This is a genomic window from Streptomyces sp. NPDC001222, assembly GCF_042896945.1.
GTDB lineage: Bacteria > Actinomycetota > Actinomycetes > Streptomycetales > Streptomycetaceae > Streptomyces > Streptomyces gibsoniae.
On the sequence record NZ_JBIAXT010000065.1, the window covers coordinates 1 to 19,030 of the forward strand.

At 68.2% G+C, this 19,030-nt stretch carries 20 protein-coding genes and 4 pseudogenes; 10 read left to right on the forward strand and 14 right to left on the reverse strand.

The window, feature by feature from the left end; all coding sequences use genetic code 11:
- Positions 1 to 146: 146 nt before the first annotated feature.
- Positions 147 to 317 carry a hypothetical protein gene (locus ACFY2Z_RS40625; protein WP_390749025.1) on the forward strand — a complete coding sequence of 57 codons (171 nt, stop codon included), beginning with the start codon at positions 147 to 149 and terminating at the stop codon, positions 315 to 317.
- 984 nt (positions 318 to 1,301) lie between these two features.
- Positions 1,302 to 1,673, forward strand: a complete 372-nt coding sequence (locus ACFY2Z_RS40630; protein WP_390749026.1) for a VOC family protein — start codon at positions 1,302 to 1,304, stop codon at positions 1,671 to 1,673.
- A 30-nt stretch (positions 1,674 to 1,703) separates the two neighbouring features.
- Here ACFY2Z_RS40630 and ACFY2Z_RS40635 read toward each other — a convergent pair whose 3' ends face one another.
- Positions 1,704 to 2,081 carry a hypothetical protein gene (locus ACFY2Z_RS40635; protein ID WP_390749027.1) on the reverse strand — a complete coding sequence of 126 codons (378 nt, stop codon included), beginning with the start codon at positions 2,079 to 2,081 and terminating at the stop codon, positions 1,704 to 1,706.
- A 741-nt stretch (positions 2,082 to 2,822) separates the two neighbouring features.
- Between ACFY2Z_RS40635 and ACFY2Z_RS40640 the strand changes: the two genes are divergently transcribed.
- A complete protein-coding gene (locus ACFY2Z_RS40640) occupies positions 2,823 to 3,491 on the forward strand; it encodes a YrhB domain-containing protein (protein WP_390749028.1) in 669 nt (222 codons plus the stop codon).
- A 364-nt stretch (positions 3,492 to 3,855) separates the two neighbouring features.
- Here the strand turns inward: ACFY2Z_RS40640 and ACFY2Z_RS40645 are convergent, their stop codons facing one another.
- Both ACFY2Z_RS40645 and ACFY2Z_RS40650 read right to left on the reverse strand, forming a co-directional pair.
- Positions 3,856 to 4,764, reverse strand: coding sequence for a peptidoglycan-binding protein (locus ACFY2Z_RS40645; protein WP_390749029.1), 909 nt, complete (start codon positions 4,762 to 4,764; stop codon positions 3,856 to 3,858).
- 347 nt (positions 4,765 to 5,111) lie between these two features.
- Entirely contained in the window at positions 5,112 to 5,567 is a 456-nt protein-coding gene (locus tag ACFY2Z_RS40650) for a hypothetical protein (protein ID WP_390749030.1), read from the reverse strand.
- A 376-nt stretch (positions 5,568 to 5,943) separates the two neighbouring features.
- On the opposite strand from ACFY2Z_RS40650, the gene ACFY2Z_RS40655 reads away from it, so the two are divergent.
- Entirely contained in the window at positions 5,944 to 9,654 is a 3,711-nt protein-coding gene (locus ACFY2Z_RS40655) for a hypothetical protein (protein ID WP_390749031.1), read from the forward strand.
- A gap of 140 nt (positions 9,655 to 9,794) precedes the next feature.
- Here the strand turns inward: ACFY2Z_RS40655 and ACFY2Z_RS40660 are convergent, their stop codons facing one another.
- From ACFY2Z_RS40660 to ACFY2Z_RS40675, 4 genes and pseudogenes are all read right to left on the reverse strand, one after another.
- Entirely contained in the window at positions 9,795 to 9,977 is a 183-nt protein-coding gene (locus ACFY2Z_RS40660) for a hypothetical protein (RefSeq protein ID WP_390749032.1), read from the reverse strand.
- Entirely contained in the window at positions 9,974 to 10,414 is a 441-nt protein-coding gene (locus tag ACFY2Z_RS40665) for an ASCH domain-containing protein (protein ID WP_390749040.1), read from the reverse strand. Before ACFY2Z_RS40665 ends, ACFY2Z_RS40660 begins: the two co-directional genes overlap by 4 nt.
- The gene (locus tag ACFY2Z_RS40670; protein WP_390749042.1) at positions 10,411 to 10,728 is read right to left on the reverse strand and encodes a hypothetical protein; all 318 of its coding nucleotides are present in this window, start codon (positions 10,726 to 10,728) and stop codon (positions 10,411 to 10,413) included. The genes ACFY2Z_RS40665 and ACFY2Z_RS40670 overlap by 4 nt, the downstream gene beginning before the upstream one ends.
- A pseudogene (locus ACFY2Z_RS40675) lies at positions 10,718 to 11,014 on the reverse strand (diguanylate cyclase domain-containing protein); the annotation flags it as partial. The gene ACFY2Z_RS40670 and the pseudogene ACFY2Z_RS40675, both read right to left, overlap by 11 nt.
- Between ACFY2Z_RS40675 and ACFY2Z_RS40680 the strand changes: the two are divergent.
- A pseudogene (locus tag ACFY2Z_RS40680) lies at positions 10,938 to 11,327 on the forward strand (nuclear transport factor 2 family protein); the annotation flags it as partial. The pseudogenes ACFY2Z_RS40675 and ACFY2Z_RS40680 overlap by 77 nt on opposite strands.
- Positions 11,328 to 11,491: 164 nt before the next feature.
- Here ACFY2Z_RS40680 and ACFY2Z_RS40685 read toward each other — a convergent pair.
- A complete protein-coding gene (locus tag ACFY2Z_RS40685; protein ID WP_390749043.1) occupies positions 11,492 to 12,019 on the reverse strand; it encodes a hypothetical protein in 528 nt (175 codons plus the stop codon).
- A 150-nt stretch (positions 12,020 to 12,169) separates the two neighbouring features.
- Between ACFY2Z_RS40685 and ACFY2Z_RS40690 the strand changes: the two genes are divergently transcribed.
- Positions 12,170 to 13,423: an IS256 family transposase gene (locus ACFY2Z_RS40690; RefSeq protein ID WP_390749033.1), complete on the forward strand. Its 1,254-nt coding sequence runs from the start codon at positions 12,170 to 12,172 to the stop codon at positions 13,421 to 13,423.
- Between the two features lie 52 nt (positions 13,424 to 13,475).
- Complete coding sequence (locus ACFY2Z_RS40695) at positions 13,476 to 13,979, forward strand: hypothetical protein (RefSeq protein WP_390749034.1); 504 nt, start codon at positions 13,476 to 13,478, stop codon at positions 13,977 to 13,979.
- Between the two features lie 45 nt (positions 13,980 to 14,024).
- Here ACFY2Z_RS40695 and ACFY2Z_RS40700 read toward each other — a convergent pair whose 3' ends face one another.
- A complete protein-coding gene (locus ACFY2Z_RS40700) occupies positions 14,025 to 14,240 on the reverse strand; it encodes a hypothetical protein (protein WP_390749035.1) in 216 nt (71 codons plus the stop codon).
- A 1-nt stretch (position 14,241) separates the two neighbouring features.
- On the opposite strand from ACFY2Z_RS40700, the gene ACFY2Z_RS40705 reads away from it, so the two are divergent.
- Positions 14,242 to 15,030 carry an SPFH domain-containing protein gene (locus ACFY2Z_RS40705; protein ID WP_390749036.1) on the forward strand — a complete coding sequence of 263 codons (789 nt, stop codon included), beginning with the start codon at positions 14,242 to 14,244 and terminating at the stop codon, positions 15,028 to 15,030.
- Positions 15,031 to 15,037: 7 nt separating this feature from the next.
- On the opposite strand, the gene ACFY2Z_RS40710 is transcribed toward ACFY2Z_RS40705, so the two are convergent.
- The 3 genes from ACFY2Z_RS40710 to ACFY2Z_RS40720 form a co-directional block, all read right to left on the reverse strand.
- The gene (locus ACFY2Z_RS40710) at positions 15,038 to 15,808 is read right to left on the reverse strand and encodes a transposase family protein (RefSeq protein WP_390749037.1); all 771 of its coding nucleotides are present in this window, start codon (positions 15,806 to 15,808) and stop codon (positions 15,038 to 15,040) included.
- A gap of 135 nt (positions 15,809 to 15,943) precedes the next feature.
- Positions 15,944 to 16,270, reverse strand: coding sequence for a hypothetical protein (locus tag ACFY2Z_RS40715; protein WP_390749041.1), 327 nt, complete (start codon positions 16,268 to 16,270; stop codon positions 15,944 to 15,946).
- 121 nt (positions 16,271 to 16,391) lie between these two features.
- On the reverse strand, positions 16,392 to 16,637 hold the full coding sequence (locus tag ACFY2Z_RS40720; RefSeq protein WP_390749044.1) for a hypothetical protein: 246 nt from the start codon (positions 16,635 to 16,637) through the stop codon (positions 16,392 to 16,394).
- Here ACFY2Z_RS40720 and ACFY2Z_RS40725 point away from each other — a divergent pair.
- Positions 16,584 to 16,871 (forward strand): annotated as a pseudogene (locus ACFY2Z_RS40725) (GNAT family N-acetyltransferase); the annotation flags it as partial. The gene ACFY2Z_RS40720 and the pseudogene ACFY2Z_RS40725 sit on opposite strands and share 54 nt — an antisense overlap.
- A 193-nt stretch (positions 16,872 to 17,064) precedes the next feature.
- Here the strand turns inward: ACFY2Z_RS40725 and ACFY2Z_RS40730 are convergent.
- Together ACFY2Z_RS40730 and ACFY2Z_RS40735 are read right to left on the reverse strand one after the other, a co-directional pair.
- Positions 17,065 to 17,404, reverse strand: a pseudogene (locus tag ACFY2Z_RS40730) (hypothetical protein).
- A gap of 721 nt (positions 17,405 to 18,125) precedes the next feature.
- Positions 18,126 to 18,431: an RRQRL motif-containing zinc-binding protein gene (locus ACFY2Z_RS40735; RefSeq protein WP_390749038.1), complete on the reverse strand. Its 306-nt coding sequence runs from the start codon at positions 18,429 to 18,431 to the stop codon at positions 18,126 to 18,128.
- Positions 18,432 to 18,721: 290 nt separating this feature from the next.
- Here ACFY2Z_RS40735 and ACFY2Z_RS40740 point away from each other — a divergent pair, with 290 nt between their 5' ends.
- Positions 18,722 to 18,868: a hypothetical protein gene (locus ACFY2Z_RS40740; protein ID WP_390749039.1), complete on the forward strand. Its 147-nt coding sequence runs from the start codon at positions 18,722 to 18,724 to the stop codon at positions 18,866 to 18,868.
- The last annotated feature ends 162 nt before the right edge of the window (positions 18,869 to 19,030 follow it).

A 19,030-nucleotide genomic window follows, 5' to 3' on the forward strand; every position in this document is an offset into this window, starting at 1 on the left:
ACGACCGGCTCTTCCACGGTCCCGTGCTCGGTGATGGCCTCGCTCATCAGGCGTCTCCTTGATCATCGGATCCGCCGTTGATTAGACACTCCCGCTTGCGGTTGTAGGGTGGGGCGGCGCCGGGCCCGAAGCCGTTGCCGCTGGAGTTGTCCGATCGCGAACGCCGGGTGCTGCGAGGCTGGTTGCGCAAGCAGACCACCTCGCAGGCGCTGGTGCTGCGGTCGAGGATCGTGCTGGCGTGCGCGGAGGGCCTGTCGAACGCGGTCGCGGATGACCTGGGTGTCTCGAGGGAGACGGTGCGCAAGTGGCGGATGTAAGTCCGCTGGGTCTTTTGACGACGGCGGCGACGACGGCGCCGGTGGTGACCAGGCGCCAGTCGCCCGACCAGGTGTCGGGGGAGTAGGTGTAGCCCGCCCAGGCGCCGATGGCGCCGCCGATCAGGACGGTCACCATGTCCAGGCCCTCGGTGACGGCGCGGGTGGCGCAGTGTGCGGATGCGTGCATGCTGGGTGTGCTCCTTCTTCTGTCGGATTACGCTCTGGCGAGGGAAGGGGTGTGGCTCCGGGACGGCCGGGCCGCATGCCGGCGGCCGTCCCGAGGCGTCTTGGGTGCCGCTGCCCGCGTGGGCGGCTGCGGTGGTGCGGAGGATGTCGGCGAGCAGCACGGTTAGCTCGTGGCCGTGGTCGACAGCGTCCTCCAGACGCTCGATGAGCGAGGGCGGACAAGCCGCGGTTGCGGGCGCCGACCCGCAGCCTCTCCAGGTAGAGAACCTCGGCGAGGACGCGGCCGCGGACGTCCGGGACGCCGGACAGCAGCGGTGGCCGCCACGGCGATGAGGACCAAAGCGAGCGCGTACGGCCACCGATGTCCTGCCTCTCCTGGTCAACGCCTGCTAAGAAGCTTGCGTTTCCGCCCTTCCCTCCGGCGCCGAGTACTACGTGCAGCTGCCGCACCCGGGGGGCGACGTCAAGCAGCCACCGTCCGACTGGGACTAATCGGACGGTCAGCGGGACAGCCGGGCTGTCCGCTCTGGATACGCCGCAGCGACATAGCGCATGGGCCGTCGTTGCCACCGGGGCTGAGGCCCATGTCCCGTAACTGGCGCCGCGTGACGAGTCCCTCGGGGACAGCGCGGCGGTCAAACTCGGAAACCAGCAGGTTCGCGGACTCTCAAGGCACCGACACGGTGAACCCGCTGGTGATAGGGGTGCCCTTCTGTCGGCGACGGGTGAGTTCAAGTGGTCTGCATTGGCCCTCTAGTGTGTGACATCGCGAGAGTCACCGACCGGCCCGGAGCTGCCATGCCACCGCAGATGAAGCTGTCCGCGATAACACTCGACTGCTCAGAACCCCTGGCGCTGGCTGCGTTCTATCAGCAGGCCACCGGCCTCGAACCGCATCCGAAGTCCGACGCCGACTTTGCCGGTCTCAACCACGAGGACGGACTCTTCATCGGTTTCCAGCGGGTCGACGGCTACCGGGCTCCCCGCTGGCCCGACCAAACCGTCCCCCAGCAGTTCCACCTCGACTTCGATGTCGACGACCTGGACGAGGCTGAGGCATGGCTCCTGGGCCTGGGCGCAAGCAAGCCCGAGTACCAGCCCAATGAAGATCGCTGGCGGGTCCTCATCGATCCAGCTGGGCATCCGTTCTGTCTGACGGCCAAAGGCTGATCTCGCTCGGAGTGACCAGCAGCCGGACCCCTAAGCCTGTGTGGGATCGATCGCGAAACGTTCGGGGTGGGCGGCGCGGACGTAGTGGATCGCGGTGTAGGAGGTGATCCCGAACAGGCGCATCAGCCTGACGGGGTCGGCGGTCTCGCGCGCTTCGTCCAGGAACCGGTCCTGCCGGAGCTGGGTGAAGTTGACGCCGATGCGGTCGCGAAGCGATGAGGAGTTGGCGATTCCCACGGACGGGCGGTTGATGTGCAGTGCGGTGAGAGGGCTCTCCTGGTCGCGCAGGTGGAGGGCCATGGACAGCATCGACTCGTCGGTGACGCCCGCACCGCCGATGGTCTTGCCGCGCTTGCGGGCGGACTCGTGTCCTTCGAGAGTGCGGTCTCGGATGTACTCGCGTTCCATCCCGGACACCGTCGTGGAATGCGTCAGCCAATTCGCTTGGAAGGGCGGTGGCGCGGGCGAAATGCGCGTCCAGGATGAGCGCCACGCCCTTGTCGGCCGAACGTCGATCCTCCGGCGCCTTCGGCCGAGGGCGACGACGGTGCAACGCATCGTCGGGATACGGCTCCCCGTCTCTCGGCAGTGGCTCTTGCGGGGTCAGCCGGTGCAACCGTAGGGCGTGCTCGAAGAGTGGTGTCCGTGCTCCGGGCAGTCCTGTCCCGGTCGTCTCGCTCATCGGCGGACGGAGGACTCGATTCTCTTGATCATGGCCCGGAGCATGCCACGGCAGCCCTCGACGCAACAAGCCCTCGACGCGGTGACTCGTTGCATCGAACACAACAGCCAGGCGTCACACGGCGAAGGCGTTCGGGTCGACGGGTTCCTCGGGCAGCGTCGACGGGTTGGCGGGACGGCGGGCAATCAGGCGAAGCGCCATGAGAGTTCCCTTCGGAGCAGTCGTTGATCAGGCGGCCATCTGGTGAGAGCCCGAGGCCGGAGGAGCGATGTAGCTGTTCGGGTCGGTCGGGGTGCCGTCGTGGTACTCCAGGCAGCTGCCGAGGGCCTTGAGCGGTACTGGCGCAAAGCACTTGCTCCGCAGCTTTCGCATTCCTGAGCAAGAAGGTCCGTCAGTCCCCTCGTACGTGGCGCTGGTCCGTACGAATTCGCTGGCCGGAAGACAGGCCGGTACAGGATGCTGCACGCATGATCGAGCGAGAGGCCGCCGCTCGGGCTGTCGAAGAACAGCTGAAGCGCGACTTTCAGCAGTGGCGGACTGTGAGTGTGGACGCGATGCGGATGGCTGTGGTCCGTGTCGAGGAGCACGAACTGGTGTGGATCGTCTCCTGGCAGTCCGAGGAGTTCGTACGCACTCGGAACTCGGGGTACATGCTGGTCGGCAATGGGCCGTACCTGGTCGACCGTGTCGACGGGGGACTACACCAGATCGGCGTGGTCTCCGCGGTAACCGGGGAGTGGCAGGCCGACTACCGGACCTGGATACGTGGGCTGCCGGTGCGTACCGCAGTAGACGATCTACACGATGCGCTATGCGGAGTCGCCGCTACGCGCGGACGCATGCATGGTGTGCGGACACTGCGCCAGAGGCTGCCCATGCTCTCGCCTGCGGAGGCCATCGAGTACGTGAGCGCGTTGCTGGACGGTGATGCACCCGCGCGCCTCGTGGCCGTCGCCACCAAGGAACTTGTGGAGCCTCTCAACCCGGTACTTGCGGTGAAAGACCATTCCGAGTGGAGCGGTGATCCGAACCAGTCAGAGACCCGACGGATGACTGGAAGACCAGTCGGCCCCCGATCGCGCACCCAGCCCCGTTCCGCGGACGTGGCGAGGAAGACGTCGGCGCCACCGTCGTAGGGGTGGTGGACGCGCTGCATCCGGGTTGTCGGTGATGAGGACCCCCGCCACCTTGTCGTCGGCGATGTTTCGGAGCAGCTCGTCGATGCAGCCACGCCGCCAGGGCCGGCGTACAGCGAAGAGGTGGCAATACGTACGGAATTCAGGGTTGGGATCGTCCTCCACCAGCAGGCTTGCCAATACCCCATAACGGGTTGCAATGACGGAACCCCAGCTTCGGTCGTCCAAAGCGCTGTGATCACATACACGTCCGCACCGGCGAACAACTCATCGAGGACAGGTCACTCCCCGACCGGATCGGCCCACGGTGCGCAAGCCCGCGTGGGCGGGCGGCCGGGTGGGGCCGCCCGCCCAGGGCCCCAGGCTAGGGACGGACCAGGCCGTAGAAGACCGAGCTGGACAGCTGGTAGGTCTTGTTGTAGACACCGTTCCGGCCGGAGCCGCCGGGGTCGGAGGTATTGCCAGAGATCACCCGGACGGAGTGGCCGCTGACATGGTCGACAATCCCGATGTGGTAGCGGTAGCCGGCGTGGCCGAAGATGATCAAGTCACCCGGCCGGGCGGTGGACAGCCGGCTGGTGCCCACCCACTTGCCGTGGGCGACCGCCCAGTCGTAGACGCTCGGCACGTAGGTCATGGACGGAATGCGCACCCCCGCGTCACGCCACACCCAGGTGGCGAAGGCCGCGCACCAGTCGGCGCAGACGCTGTACGGCTTGCCCGGGACGCACTTGCCCCTGCTTTCCGTCACACCGATCTGGCTCTTGGCGATCCGCACGATCTTGCTGCGGAGCGCGCCGGTGGTGTGGCACGCGGGCACGACCCGGGTGATGCCCATGGACTTCATGGTGGCCGGTCCGGCGATGCCGTCCGCGTCGAGGTGGTGGGCATGCTGATACCGCTTCACCGCGGCGGTGGTGCCGGAGCCGTACGTCCCGTCCGCGGTGATCCCGGACTTGACCTGGACCTGCTTGACGACATTCGTCAGGCCGCTGAGGGTCTGCGGGCCGATCATCCCGTCCACGCTCAGGCAGCGGTCGCCCTGGAAGGACTCGGTGGCCGCCTTGGTACGGGCGCCGGCGACGCCATCGACTGTGCCGGCGTTGTAGGCCAGGCCGTTGAGGTCGGTCTGCGCCAGCCTCACGGCGGAGGTGCCTGTCGCCACCGCCGGAATCGGCGCGGTGATCAGTACGCCGGTCGCCGCGACCGCGGCGGTCAGGATGCCCAGCGCAGCTGTGCCTTTGCGGCGCCGCGGGCGCACAGCGAATGTCATGGAAACTCCTCATCGATTTGGTTGCTTCGGTGATGTCTCGCGGCCATGGCCGCCATGGGCGGATGCGCGCGATGACTCCCGGGCGTGATGGGCGACAGCCCGGCTGGGGCGCGGCGTCGCGGTGGCGAAATGTCCGGCCCCGCGCTCGCGGCACCGCTTCGGGACCCCTGAGACCGGGGGAGACTTGCGCTCGGCCACGGCCGCGGGAACGGCTCTCCCCAGCCGCTCGCCCACCGGCTCGGCTGGCAGGGGCAGACGGCTCGTAACTACCCAGCGAGGCCCGGTCACCCCCGATGGCCGGGCCCACGCACGTCACGACGCGTCGGAGCGCGCTGACGCAGGCAGACCTAGTACGGGTTGTACATCTCCGACGAAGTCCGGCACTTCACGCCGTCGTTGCAGATCTCCACCTTCATGCCCAGCAGCGGGTCACCGCCCGCGAAGGTGCTGCTCCACGCCGGACCGGTGCCGCCGTGGCAGCCCCGGTGGTTGACATGCCAGGGCCCGTGCCAGGTGTACCGCGCGCCGGTGCTGAGGTGGTACTGGTCCGCCAGGATCCGCACCTTGGCGGGGTGGGCGTCGCAGCGGTTGTCCGCGACCGACATGCTCACCTTGGCGGTGTAGTGGCTCTGGAAGGCGACGGTCGCGCTGCCGCAGGCTCCGGAGAAGCAGATATCCCGACGCTGTGTCGTGGCCTGGGCGTGGACGGACGGCTGGCCGGCCTGCGCCGACGCGGTCCCGGCAAGCCCGGCGCCCAGCGCTACGGCCGCTGTTGCCAGCGCGAGCCGCTTGTGCACGTTCATGATCCGATTCCCTTCTGCTGCGACCGCCGGGCAAGCCCGAAATGGCTGCCCGTGCGGTTCTGACCTCGACTTTTCCGATCGGGGGATTGAATGGGCAGCCGGTTTTGCCACCCTGATCAATGGCCGCATCGCAGTCCACGCGGGCAGCCTGGGCTCTGACCGAAGAAAGTGCCCCGGTTTGCCCTTGTGCTGCGGGCGCGCGTAGCTTCGCGAGGCACCACGCTGCGTCCGCCGGGGGAGGCGGAACGGGGGAGGGGAGCTGTTGATGGCGGGCCGTCGGGAAAGCCCACTGGATCCGAGTGCGGGACCGGTTGCGCGGTTTGCCGCCGAGTTACGGAAGCTGCGTGCGGAGGCCGGGAGTCCGACGTACCGGGTGATGGCGCAGCGCACGGGGCAGGGGGCGAGCACGCTGTCGCAGGCGGCTGCGGGTGAGCGGCTGCCGACCCTGCCGGTCGTCCTCGCCTACGTCAACGCCTGCGGTGGCGACCCGGGGGAGTGGGAGGGGCGCTGGCGTCAGGCGGCCGGGGAAGTGGCGGCCGAACCGCGGGCCGACGATGCGGATGCGGAGCCTCCGTACCGAGGGCTGGCCCGTTTCGAACCCGCTGACGCGGGTGTGTTCTTCGGTCGTGACGAACTCACCGACCGCTTGTTCCAGCAGGCCTGCTCCGGCCGGTTCACCGCGGTGTTCGGCCCGTCGGGCAGCGGCAAGTCCTCCTTGCTGCGTGCCGGCCTCATCCCGCGTCTGCGGGCCCCAGAGCCTGCCGGTCCGCGGCCGGCCGCGCTGCGCGTGCTCGCCCCTGGCCGGCATCCGATGCGCACCCATGCCAAGCCCCTGGTGCCAGCCGACGGGGACGGTGACACGTGGCTGATCGTGGACCAGTTCGAAGAGCTCTACACCCTGTGCGCCGACACAGGCGAACGCGACCGCTTCATCGACCGCCTTCTGGCTGCCACCGACCCAGCCAGCCGGCTGCGCGTCGTGATCGCGGTGCGCGCCGACTTCCTCGGCCACTGCGCCGCACATCCCCGGCTGACCGCCGCGCTGCAGGACTCAACCGTGCTGGCCGGCCCGATGAGCCGGGACGAACTGCGCGAGGCCATCGTCAAACCCGCCCAGACCGCCGGCCTCATCGTCGAACGCCCCCTGACGGCTCGCATCCTCGATGAGGTCGAGGACGAACCTGGCGCGCTGCCGCTGATGTCGCACGCCCTGCTGGAGACGTGGCGCCGCCGCAAGGGCCGCGCCCTTTCGCTCGAGGCCTACGAGGCGGTGGGCGGCCTGCACGGGGCGATCGCCCGCACAGCCGAGGACGCATATGGCCGTCTCACCCCCGCCCAGGCCGACCTCGCCCGCCGGATCCTGCTACGGCTGATCACCCCGGGCGAGGGAACTCCTGACACCCGACGGCCTGCTCCGCGTAGGGAGCTCGACTTCGATCACACCGCCGACTCGGCCATCGTCCTCGACCGTCTCGCGCGCGCCCGTCTGATCACGCTCGACCACGACACCGTCGACCTCGCCCACGAAGCCCTGATCACCGCCTGGCCCCGGCTGCGTGCATGGGTCGACGGCAGCCGGGAACGTATGCGTATCCACCGCGCACTCAGCGATTCCGCCACCGCTTGGCAGGTCCTGGATCGGGACCCAGGCGCCCTGTACCGGGGTGCCCGGCTGGACATCGCGGAGGAGGCGTTCGCCAGCGCTGACCACAGACGAGAGTTGACCACGCTGGAGGAGAAGTTTCTCACCTCCAGCCTCACGGCACGCGATCGCGAACGGCGGGCTGCCGCGCGCACCACCCGGCGCCTGCGCTCGCTCGTCGCGGGGCTGACGGCCCTGCTCCTGATCGCCTGCATCACCGCGGCCATGGCCCTCCAGCAACGGGCGACCGCGCGGCAAGAGCGGACCACCGCGATCTCGCGCCAGATCGCAGCCGAGGCGGACCGGCTGCGCGGCACGCAGGCTCCGTATCAGACGCACAATGCGTCGCTGGCAGCGCAGCTTGACATCGTCTCCTACCGTTTGCGTCACTCTCCTGAGACGTACACGCGCCTGGTGGAAGAAGTGACCTCGCCGTTGTTCACGGAGGTACCGGACCGCAACACGGGCGGATTGGCTGTTTCCAACATCTCAGACACCTCCATAGCAACCTACGATTCCGCCCACCGGATCCTGGCCCTTGCCGGAGAGGACGACTTCGTACGGCTATGGGACACAGCCCGGTTCACTCATCCCCGACGAGTCGGCCCTGCTCTGTCGGGCTCGCAGGCGGCACTGAGCCCGGACGGCAGAACTCTGGCTATCGGCAGCGACAACAAAACCGTCCGGCTGTGGGACACCTCTGACCCGCGGCACCCAGCCGGGCGCGGCCTCATGAGTGTGCCCGGCAACATGAACGGCAACTTCCTCGCCTTCAGTTCCGACGGAGACGTGCTTGCCATGGGAGGCGATCACATCTCACTGTGGGACGTGCACAACACCGCACGCCCGAGACTGCTCCGCCGGTCCCTGCCTGGCGATTTGGCGGTGTTCAGCCCACGCCGATCACTCCTGGCCACAAACGACACGGGGGACGGAACCGTATGGCTGTGGGACACGTCCCGGCCCTCGCGCCCCCGCAAGCTGAGAGTACTCAGTGGCCCTGACGAGGCGGGTGAGGTGCTCGCCTTCAGCCCGGACGCACGCTTCATGGCCACGGTGGGCCAGGGGCAGGGGGAAGTACGACTGTGGGCCATCGGCAACCCGACGCACCCGGTGGCAGCAGAGGACCCGATCACCACCTCTGACGGCACGCCCCCCGGGCCTGTGGCCTACAGTCCGGACGGTCGGCTCCTCGCGGTCGCAGGGAGCAGCGGAATCCAGCTGTGGAACATCAGCGACCCGCACGCACCCCTGAGCCTGGGACAGCCGTTGGGCCGACGCCCGTCCGCGGGGATGGCCGTGGAGTTCTCACCGGACGGGCGGAACCTGCTCGTCACCGACGACCAGACTCTTCGAGTGTGGCACCTGCCGCCGACCGTGCTCGTCGCCTGCGGTTCCCTCAGCCCGGCCGGCTTCAGTCCTGACGGGCGGACCATGGCCACGACCTGTGACGGAGACGCCTCGGTGCAATTGTGGGACACCAGTGACCCGGACAAGCCGGAACTCGCCACCACCGTTCAGGGGTACGTCGCAGCGTTCGCTCCGCGTGGGCACATGCTGGCCGTGGCTGCACCCCAGGGAGTACGGCTGTACGACATCACCGACCCGTCTCGGGCTCGCGGCATCGGTCAAGTACCTGTGGCAGGCGGCCGTGCCGTATGGGCCCTGGACTTCGGCACCGAGGGCCGGACCCTGGCCACGTACGAAGGACTGGGGGACGTGGGCGTCGATCCTCCGGAAGGCACCGACCCGTCGACAGGGGAGGCGGACGGCAAAGTTCGGACCGGCACCTGGGACGTAACCGACCCGTCCAGACCCCGCCGCATCGGCCGAAGCGTCGTACTGGACGTCCGCTCTCCTTCCTTGACTCCCAGCCCGGACGGCCGACTGCTGGCGGCTCCCATGGCCGGAGGCTTTGGCACCCAACTCTGGGACACAAGCAACCTCTCGCACCCCGTGCGCCGCGGTCGCCCTCTCGATGTCACGGCGGTGGCCTTCGCACCCCGCGGCCACCGCATGGCCGTGGGCACCGAAACAGGAACTGTCCAGCTATGGGACACAACTCATCCGGAACACCTCAGAAAGATCGGCTCCAGCCACGCGACCGGTGGTGCTGTTTACGGGGCTGCGTTCAGCCCCGACGGCCGCAGCTTGGCCGTCAGCGCCACCGACGGCACCATCCAGCTGTGGGACGTCTCGGATGCAGCCCACTTGTTCGCGACACCACACTCCTTTGCCGACCCCACGTCGGAGGTGTACGTCCTGATGTTCAGCCCGGACGGACGGACCCTCGCTACCAGCGGTTCAGATGGCGCTGTTCGCCTGTGGCCCCTCGACGCCGACCGTGCCATCCACCGTATCTGCGCAGCCACTGGCCATATCCTGACCAGGAGCGAGTGGCGCCGCTACGTGGGCAACCAGCCCTACCACGCGCCGTGTCCTTGAGGCCGGTATCGGCCGGGAGGCAGCAGGGCCGCGACGGCAGTCCGAGAGCGGTGAGCCCTGCCAGGACCGGCAGGGTGGGACACAAGGCAGGGCCGAACCGGCCGAGGCGGGCCTCGGTGGGGTTCGCGGCGATCCGGTCCTCAGCGCACGCCTTGCACGGGCTCCCCGTAGTGGGAGCGCATGGGCGTGGGCTCGTCGCACAGCACGCAGGGGCGGTCCTGCCAGCGGTCGAAGTGCTGGCTGTCACGCCAGTCGAGGAGGCTGCCGGGGGCGGGGACAAGGCCCGGCTCCCACAGCGGCTTCGTACGGCGGCGGCCGGTCACGGCCGGAAGCCGGGCAACTGCTGGGGCACCTGCGCCACCGGATCCGGCGTCGGCTTCCAGGGCACGACCTGCCCGCGTGCGGGGATGGGCAGGGGGAGCTCCTGGACATCGGCGAGCACCAGATGCCACGCGCCGGGGTGCGCCCATTCCGTACAGGGCGGGAAGCACTCGGGGTCCTTGTGGCAGTCGGTGATCCGGGCGATGCCGACGACCGCGCCGCGCGTCGGCTCACGGCCGCGGATCGTGCGGCCGATCAGCGGGATGCGCAGGGTGCGCTGGGCGATGGTCGTGCTCGTGTGCAGCAGCACCCAGCCCGGCCGCCACCGGGTGGGCCGGTTCTCAACCGTCTTGGCCCCAGCGAGGATGCACGCCGCGTACGGCCGCCTGATGCTGATGCCGCAGATCCAGTCGCCCTCGGGTAAGGGGGCACGGCTCATGCGGCTCGCCCCCATACGGCGGTGCCCGGGCGGCCCGCGCGGCGGCCGTTGACGGACGGCACCGTGGTGTGCACGGCAGTGGCGATGGCCGCGCGGCCGGAGTGCTTGCCGTCGTACAGGGCGGCATCGGCGGCCCGCTGCAACAGGCTCAGGTCGCGGGAGCCGACCGTGGCCGGGGTCGCGGCGCCGACCGAGGCGGCGACGTCGACGGTGCGGCCGTGTCCAGGACGACCGGGGTGTGCACATGCGGACAAGCTGCGCGAGGCGCTGCTCCAGACGTGCAGCGGGCAGCTGAAGGACGACGGCGAACTCATCGCCTCCCAGGCAGCCGACGGATGCGCGCGGGCCAGCCGAGGCGGTGAGCCGGGCCGCGGTCGCCGCGAGGACGGCGTCGCCGGCCGGGTGGCCCATCGTGTCGTTCACGGCGTTGAAGTGGTTTTTCCGGTCTAAGGGGACGCGTAGTTGAGCCTTCCACCTCGGGTTATCCGGTCGGGGGAGGATGTGGTCCTGATAGGACACGGTCATGGATGTTGAAGCGCTGACGCCGATAGACCGTCTGCTCGCGGAGCGAGCCATAGAACGCCTGATCCTGGAGTTCATCCACAGACTTGATCTGGGGCAACCGAGCGCGGTCGCCGACCTCTTCACCGCTGACGGAATCTGGGAGTGGTCCTACGACGGGCGTCGTGTAGAAGGCCGTGATGCTCTGCACCACTACTTCGGGTCCCGCCCCGCGGACCGTCTGTCGCGCCGTATGTGCACCAACATCCTTGTGAACGTGGATACGGCCTTATCCGCCACTGCTACCACGTACTTCGCCACCTATCGGGTCGACGGATATACCGAGGGGACGCTCCTGCCACCTCGGCTCCCGGCGAATGTGGGCCACTACGAGGACACGTTCCGAAAGCTCTTCGCGCCGGATTCCGGTGCGGCGAAGGGTTTCGATGATGGCCCGGGACCAAAGCGCCTCGTCCTCGCGCTGGGTCAGGTCGATGGTCTCGCCGGTTCCGGGGTCCTCGACGAGAACCACCTCGGTGCGGGCCCGCTTCTCGGACTTCAGACAAGTCTTGTAGATCACGCGGCGATAGGCGACCCGGCGTGCTCGAACGTCTCCCCGACGGCCGTGGCCTTCGCGGCGGCCAGAAAGGTTTCCTGGTCACGTCGGTGGCGTTCAGCCGTCTCGACCAGCACCGGCAGTTGCTGCACCCGCTCGCGGACCCGCCGGTGCATCTTCGCGATCGTGCTGCGGCGCTGCTTTTGCAGGCCGTCGGTCTCACCGCGACGCACCGGGCCGGGCACTGCGTGCGGCGCCCAGGACGCGTCATCCAGGGCCCACTCCTGAAGGTCCAGGTAGAAGCTGCGGACCTCGACCAGGATGAGCAGGCAGGACTTGCGCCGCCGGGGTGCGGACCGGCGCTTGGTGACGTATTTCGATCGCTCCTTCCAGACCGTCGCGGCCTCTTCCGACAGGTGCAGGCTGTCGACGTCGGGATGGTGTTCTTCAATGTCGGACCAGAAGGAACCCACGAGGTGGCCGACCAGGGCGACGAAGGAGGGATAGTCCAGGCTGGGTCGGCGCTCATCGAGGTAGGGGATCCGCACGTCTCGCACTTCTCGGCAGCGCAGCCGGAGCAATGCTCAGGACTTGTGGATCAGTCCCGGGAGGGACGCGGAGAGCGTACCTTTCCGAATGATCCTTTGATGGTCACCGAGTAGGCCCGCGTTCGCAGCGCGGGTCGGGAAGGCACGCCCGTGCTCAGCGTAGTGAACGCCGACGGTTCGACAGCGTCCGGCTCCCTGATCGATGAGATCGTCCGCGAGGGGGCGCGCCGGATGCTCGCCGCCACGCTGGAGGCCGAAGTCAACCAGTGCACAGTCGAGTTGACGGCCGAGACGGATGAGGCCGGGCGGCGCCTGGTGGTCCGCAACGGCCACCACCGGCCCCGCAGGGTGACCACTGCCGCAGGTCCGGTCGAGGTCACGGCCCCGCGCGTGAACGACAAGCGGGTGGACGCGTCCACCGGCGAGCGGTTGCGGTTCTCCTCGAAGATCCTGCCGCCGTGGTGCCGCAAGTCGCCCAAGGCCAGTGAGGCGTTGCCGCTGCTCTACCTGCACGGGTTGTCCTCGGGGGATTTCGTGCCCGCGCTGGAGCAGTTCCTCGGCTCGGCGGCCGGGCTGTCGCCGGCGACCGTGACTCGGCTGACGAAGCAGTGGCAGGACGACCACGCCGCCTTCCAGCAGCGCGACTTCGCCGACAGTGATTACGTGTACGTGTGGGCGGACGGGGTGCACCCCAAGGTCCGGCTCGGGCAGGCGCACTCCTGCGTCCTGGTCCTGATGGGTGTGCGCCTGGACGGGACCAAGGAGCTGATCGCCCTGGCGGAGGGCCTGCGTGAGTCGACCGAGTCGTGGGCCGACCTGCTGCGCGACTGTCGCAGGCGCGGCTTGCGCGATCCCGAGCTGGTCGTCGGCGACGGCGCGATGGGCCTGTGGAAGGCGCTGGCGGAGGTGTTCCCGGGCGCCCGGCATCAGCGATGCTGGGTCCACAAGGCCCGGAATGTCACGAACGCTCTGCCGAAGTCCGCGCAGCCGGGCGCGACGAAGGCGATGCAGGAGATCTACAACGCCGAGGACCGCGTCCACGCCGAAAAGGCGATCCAGGCGTTCGCGAAGACTTACGGCGCCAAGTTCCCCAAGGCCGTCGCGAAGATCACCGAGGACCAGGAAGAGCTGCTGGCCTTCTACGACTCTCCGGCTGAGCACTGGATCCACCTGCGGACCACGAACCCGATCGAGTCGACCTTCTCGACCGTGAAGCTGCGGACCAAGGTCCCCCGCGGCGCGGGCAGCCCGGCCGCGGCCCTCGCAATGGTGTTCAAGCTGGTCGAGTCCGCCCAGGCCCGCTGGCGCGCGGTCACCGGAGGCCACCTCGTCGCCCTGGTCCGGGCGGGCACCAAGTTCGAGAACGGCGTCCTGGTCGAGCGCCCACAGGCCACCGTAGCCTGACCCCACGTCACTCGATCCACAATCCGACAGCTACCCCGGGAGGGTCAGCCCCATGGCCAGAGGCCAGATAAATCGGCTCATCGGAGCCCTCTTCGGGCTCATCTTCATCGAGGCCAACGCGGGCGCCTTGCCATTGAGCGTCGGCATCCCCTTGCGCGTGCTCGCGATCGGCGCGTTCCTCGGGCTGCTTGTCGCGCTTCGGCCCGGCCACGTCTCTACCCAGACCGCCCACGCGCCACCACAGGGCTTTGGCCGACGCTACTGGGCCGTGGTGGTCATCGAGGCCGTAGTCGGACTGACGGGGATCGTGCTCATCAATGGCCTGCTGCGTGCCCCGCTGGCGACTGTGCCCTGGATTGCGCTGGTGGTCGGGCTGCACTTCTTCGGGCTAGCAGCCGTTTGGCGGCTGGCCGCGCTCGCGTGGCTCGGCGCAGCGATGTCTGCGTGCGGAGCCGCCGGCCTGACACTGGCTGCTTGCGGTTCGTCCGCGGCGACCATCGCGACCGCCGCGGGGGTCGCTCCCGGGGCCCTGCTGCTTGCCTCCGCCGCAGCCTGATCACCAGCCACGATCCACAACTATTGACAATTGCTCGCGCAGCCGTTAGCGGTCGACGAGTTCCGGGGTCGGCCGCTGCCCTTGGTGGCAGAACTCCTCGAAGCTGAGATTCGGCGGCAGGACGTCGACGCTTCGCAAGAGGTCCCAGGCCGGGAAGCCGCCAGGCGGCACCCGGATTTCCCCGTTCAGGCCCCACGTGCGGAAGTGCTCGAAGTCCTCCCCGGACAGCTGGTCGAAGTTCTTTCCCGTGTGCAGGACCATCTTGGCCAGCACCTTTCATGCCCTGTTCGAGACGCCGCGAGGGCATGCCGGCCGCAGCCGACCGCCTGAGCATCTCTGCGACCAGCTCCGGCTGGACGGTGCGCTGTACTTCCTGAAACAGGCAGCCAGAGCCGAATGCCGTCAGTGGTTAGTCGGCGGTGCTCTTGCCGCAGTTGGCGGCATGGGCTATGCGGTCCGGATGCTTCAAGTGATTCCGAGCGGATCAGCTGCCATCGGCGAACGCTTTGGTCGTTACAGCCGGACCCTGCATCCTGGGCGGCACACCATCACGCCGTTTGTGGACACGATACGCAACCGTCTTGACCTTCGAGAGCAAACAGTTCCATGCCCGCTCCGCATCGTCTCGATGTATGACGGCACCGATCTGCCCATCGAGTTCACAATTCAATACAGCGTTACCGATCCGGTCAAGGCAACTCATGGCACGGCCAGCTATATTCATGCACTCGAGCGTCATGCCGTTTACGAGCTCACCTACGCTCTCGCAAACCTGGCCGCCGCCGACGCACGCTTGTCACTTCAGCGAATCGCCGAGTCGGTCCACCGCGTCCTCGAACCTCGGACCCAACGATGGGGTCTGACTCGGCACGAATTCCTGCTGACACTGGGCGAGGTTAAGACCAGTGACGTCGAAGACGAAGCTCGCGTGGCCACTCAGCGCGGTGGGGCTTCTGCACAGTTCTACGCCCCGCACATGACTATGTATGTTCTTCCGAACGGCCAGATCACCCACCAGATCAGCGGGAGAATCGACGAAATGAGTAACTGAGCCGTTTTCAACCTTGGTTTGAGCAGGTCAGGTGGAGGGTGAGGACGGCTTGAACAAGGCTGGTGATGCGGGTGGTGCTGCACCGCAGCTTGCGTAGGAGGCGCCAGGTTTTGAGCGTGGCCATGGCCTGCTCGCCCAGCGCCCGGATTTTGGCATGGGCGCGGCTGACCGCCTGTTGACCTGCGGAGAGCTTCTCCCAGCGACCGCGGTAGGGCACGCGGACGGTTCCGCCGGATCCTTGGTATCCCTTGTCGGCCCAGCAGCGGATGCCGGCCTCGGCCAGGGAGTCGAGAATGCCGTGTTCGCGGGCCGCGCGAAGGTCGTGAACGGCTCCGGGCAGCGCGGGTGAGGCCCACAGCAGTCTGCCTGCCGGGTCGGCCAGGACTTGCACGTTCATGCCGTGTTTCTTGTGTTTGCCGGAATAGAAGGGCTGGTCGGCAGCGATGCGGTCGATCGGCAGGAGGGTTCCGTCGAGGATGACGAAGGCTTTGCGGGAGGCGGCGCGTACCGCTTCGGCGAGGTCGGGAGCGAGGGCGGCCAGCAGTTCGACGGCCTCGCTCACGTACCGGTAGACGGTGCTGAAGCTGATGCCAAACCCGGTGGCCAGTTGGGCGTAGGTGTGTCCGCACCGCAGGTGGGCCAGGACCAGCAGGGCCTGCCGGTCCGTTCCGAGCCGGCGCCACCGTGTCCCGCGTTCACGGCGCAGGGCCGTCAGCTTCCCGGTCAGGAACCGCAGGGATGAACTGGACAGATCGAGTCCCGATGGGTAGACAAGCATGCGAAGCTCCGGGCGGACAGGTTGATCTTGGTCGACAACTCGTCTACCAGGAGCTTCACTTCGTCACGCACGCGGTGCCCCCTGCCGGGCGACCTGAACCGCCCTGGGCAGAGGGGCGAAGCCTCTGCACAGTGCTCAGGACGCAGGCAGCGGAAGCGTCACCCGTCGTCCCAGACCGAACTCCTCGGCCTCGTCGTTGCTGACGACCGCAACAGCGCCCGCAGGAACCCCAGGCAACGTAGCCACGCGGGACGCCACCGCCAGAAGATCCCCCTCACCGGCTCCGGTAACGAAGAAGACGTAGACGTCCTCGTCCTCCTCTCCCTCGTCGAAGACTTCCACGTCGCCTTGGTCTTCAAGATCGGACAGGAAGTCCTCGATCTCCTCGATCCAGGGAAACGGGTAGGAGCCGTCCGGCAGGCCGGGCGTCGGCAGCAACGGCACGTGGATCTCAACAACCATGGTGGGCACGAAGACATCCTGCCTCCAGAGCCTCCGCCCGGCTCGACCAGGGGCGAGCCGCGTCAGCAGCCCCGCTGAGGTTGAAAAGGGCTCAGTGAACCCTCTTCGGTGTAATTGAGTTTCACCGCGTGTGGTCGCCGGGGGCGTATCGGCTCCAGGTTCCTCCGGCTTCGGTGACCAGGCAGGTCGTGGTCTTGTCGTGGTAGCCGAGTGCCTTCGCGACGACAGGGGCCGGGGCTTGGAGGACGAGCTGTCGGATTGCGGAGGCCCCGCCCCGCTGTGCCAGAACGCCGAACTCACGCAGGTGGTCCCGGTGTCCGACCGGCGCGCGTACGCCGGGGTCGTCGAGCACTCCGTCTACGTCCATCCCGGCGCCCGCGGCCGCGGTGTCGGCCTGGCCCTGCTCACCGCTCTGATCGCCTCCACCGAATGGGCAACTGGACGATTCAGCCCGGCGTCTTCCCGGAGAACACCGCGAGTCTGGCCTTGCACGAGCGGGCCGGGTTCCGGGTCACCGGGTACGCGCGAGTGCATCGGCCGGCACAACGGCCAGTGGCGCGACGTAGTCGTGGTGGAACGCCGCAGCCCGGTCATCGGCTGAGCTGCCGGGCGGACTGCTTCACTTCAACACGCTGAACTTGACAGAGAAGTCGTCGCTGACCGCCTTGCGTAGCGCGTCCAGGGACAGGACCTGGGAGGCGGGCCAGGTGGAGGCCAGCGTGCACTTTTCGGCACCGGCCGGACCGATGAGGACCACCAGGCAGCGCGCGGGCAGGTCGGGGAGGTCAGCGAGGTCATGCAGATTCTCCTTGTGGGTCCAGGGCGCGTGCAGCCCAGATCAGGCGCTGCCCGGCGTGGCCGGTAAGCAGAGCGGCTGCCTCGTGTAGCGGGCAGGAGGCGTCGCCGTCGCGGTCGGGCTCGATCTGCTCCGTCCGGCGGGCCGGGTGCTGACCAGCTGTGGGGGAGGCCGCCGGGGGCGTCGACGTCCTCCTGCAGCTCGCGCAGGATCGCTGCGAGCTCGCGCGCGTCGACGTCGTCGGCGGTCAGGTCGTCCTCGATCTGCTGGAGGGCGAGCTGGGCGATGCCGACCGAGGCGCGCACCCGGTCCAGGCGGGTGCGGGTGCGGCCGGTCACCGGGTTGATGGCGTTGGTGGCGGCGACCAGGGCGGCGAGGGTCTCCCAGCCGTGGTGCCACGCACCGTCCAGGTGGAAGGCGCCGTTGATGCCGAAGTCGGCGAGCTTGTAGAAGCCGCCCTTGCCGGTCTTGGTGGCGATCCTCTCCAACAGGCCCTTGCCCGGGACGCGTCGGTCCGCGGCGTAGTGGGTGCCGAAGGAAATGGCGAGCGCGGCCGCGGCGACGGCGGGGTGGACCCGGATGCCGAGCGCGCGGGCGCCAGCCCACAAGTGCCTGCGTGGCCGTGTAGGTCAGGCAGTGGTGCAAGTACGCCTTGCGGCCGTCGGCCGTGCCGTGGGTGGTCTTCTCCTTCGTGTCCGGGTCCTCGTAGGTGACCGGGTGGTTGTCGGAGGCACCCTTCACGCGGGCGCAGAAGTCGTTCTGAACCCAGAAGTCATCGATCGCGCTTCCGGCACGGGTCAGTCCGAGCAGGGCGGCGAAGACGGCGGGACAATGCGTCATGCTGGATTTCGCCTGATCTCGAATGGTGAGGGAGCGGGCGGCCGCCCTTTGCCGGCGCTGCGGCCGCCCGGGCTGTGCGGGCCCCGTCCCGGCCTGTGCGGTCGGGACGGGGTTCGGCTCACGCGGCCAGCCGGTGCGTGACCGGGGCCGGGGCCGGGGTCGTCGTGCAAGTCGCGGGATCCACGGAGTGCCGTCGAAGCACTCCAGGCAGCACCCGAGCTACTTCGAGAGGCAGATGTGGAACCGCCTCCCGCACCGGCCACAGGTCTGCCGAGCCGCCATCGCCTGATACAGGGCCCATTTTTGAGCGAGCATCGGAGTCCGCTTGGGCTTGGCCAGGTCGACGCGGAGCAGGAAGCCGCGGGTGGGGTGAGTGCACGACCACAGCGGCCAGGTGGCACACAGCTTGCAGCGCAGAATCGCGACCGGGCCGTCGTTGCCGCCGGGGCTGAGGCCGATGTCCCGTAACTGGCGTCGCGTGACGAGTATTTTGGGAACAGTGCCACGGTCAAACTCGGAAAGCATCGAGCTCGCGAATTCTTGGAGCTGTCTGGCTCTGAACTTGCCGCCGAATTCGTCATACGCGCAGGCGTGACACGCGGGTTCGCAGTGTCTGTGTCCCTATCCGTCAGCCTGAGCGTGCGTGGGCATGGCCTGGGAGACTCCCGGCCATGACACACAACAATCTTGGTGTGCGGGCGCTGTGGGAGCGCGTCAACGCCCGTCTGGACTCGGACGCGGATCTGTCTCCCATCCGGCGGGCCAGCGCGGACGCGGGTCGGTGAGGCGCGGTCGAGGCCCTATTGGAAGCGTCGATGCCTGAGGACCTGTTCGTGTGGGACCACGAACAGTGGGGACTCGGCGAGCCGCTGTGGGCCTCCATCAGCGCGATGCTCCAGGACGTAGCCGTCCCGCTTGAGCGCGGAGCCGGCGGCAATTCCGGACCGCATCAACGGGTGTGACGACGGGAGGTCCGTCACTCAGGGAGGTGTGGAAGCCCGGGCCTCCGCGTTGGTCGATCAGGCAACGTCCGATGGTGTCCCGCCGAGTGGTGTAGCAGCGATCTCCGCATAGCCCCTGGTCATGGGGCGGCCATCGCGCAACTCTCCGAGTAGCGAAGCTCG

Bases quoted from the DNA above. Each gene is read 5' to 3' on its own strand.
- ACFY2Z_RS40695 (WP_390749034.1), top strand. From the start codon at position 13,476: ATGGCCAGAGGCCAGATAAATCGGCTCATCGGAGCCCTCTTCGGGCTC.
- ACFY2Z_RS40700 (WP_390749035.1), bottom strand. From the start codon at position 14,240: ATGGTCCTGCACACGGGAAAGAACTTCGACCAGCTGTCCGGGGAGGAC.
- ACFY2Z_RS40720 (WP_390749044.1), bottom strand. From the start codon at position 16,637: ATGGACGTAGACGGAGTGCTCGACGACCCCGGCGTACGCGCGCCGGTC.
- ACFY2Z_RS40670 (WP_390749042.1), bottom strand. From the start codon at position 10,728: ATGAGTTCGCCGTCGTCCTTCAGCTGCCCGCTGCACGTCTGGAGCAGC.
- ACFY2Z_RS40740 (WP_390749039.1), top strand. From the start codon at position 18,722: ATGCCTGAGGACCTGTTCGTGTGGGACCACGAACAGTGGGGACTCGGC.
- ACFY2Z_RS40640 (WP_390749028.1), top strand. From the start codon at position 2,823: ATGATCGAGCGAGAGGCCGCCGCTCGGGCTGTCGAAGAACAGCTGAAG.
- ACFY2Z_RS40710 (WP_390749037.1), bottom strand. From the start codon at position 15,808: ATGCTTGTCTACCCATCGGGACTCGATCTGTCCAGTTCATCCCTGCGG.
- ACFY2Z_RS40655 (WP_390749031.1), top strand. From the start codon at position 5,944: ATGGCGCAGCGCACGGGGCAGGGGGCGAGCACGCTGTCGCAGGCGGCT.
- ACFY2Z_RS40735 (WP_390749038.1), bottom strand. From the start codon at position 18,431: ATGCTTTCCGAGTTTGACCGTGGCACTGTTCCCAAAATACTCGTCACG.
- ACFY2Z_RS40715 (WP_390749041.1), bottom strand. From the start codon at position 16,270: ATGGTTGTTGAGATCCACGTGCCGTTGCTGCCGACGCCCGGCCTGCCG.
- ACFY2Z_RS40645 (WP_390749029.1), bottom strand. From the start codon at position 4,764: ATGACATTCGCTGTGCGCCCGCGGCGCCGCAAAGGCACAGCTGCGCTG.
- ACFY2Z_RS40665 (WP_390749040.1), bottom strand. From the start codon at position 10,414: ATGAGCCGTGCCCCCTTACCCGAGGGCGACTGGATCTGCGGCATCAGC.
- ACFY2Z_RS40650 (WP_390749030.1), bottom strand. From the start codon at position 5,567: ATGAACGTGCACAAGCGGCTCGCGCTGGCAACAGCGGCCGTAGCGCTG.
- ACFY2Z_RS40635 (WP_390749027.1), bottom strand. From the start codon at position 2,081: ATGGAACGCGAGTACATCCGAGACCGCACTCTCGAAGGACACGAGTCC.
- ACFY2Z_RS40630 (WP_390749026.1), top strand. From the start codon at position 1,302: ATGCCACCGCAGATGAAGCTGTCCGCGATAACACTCGACTGCTCAGAA.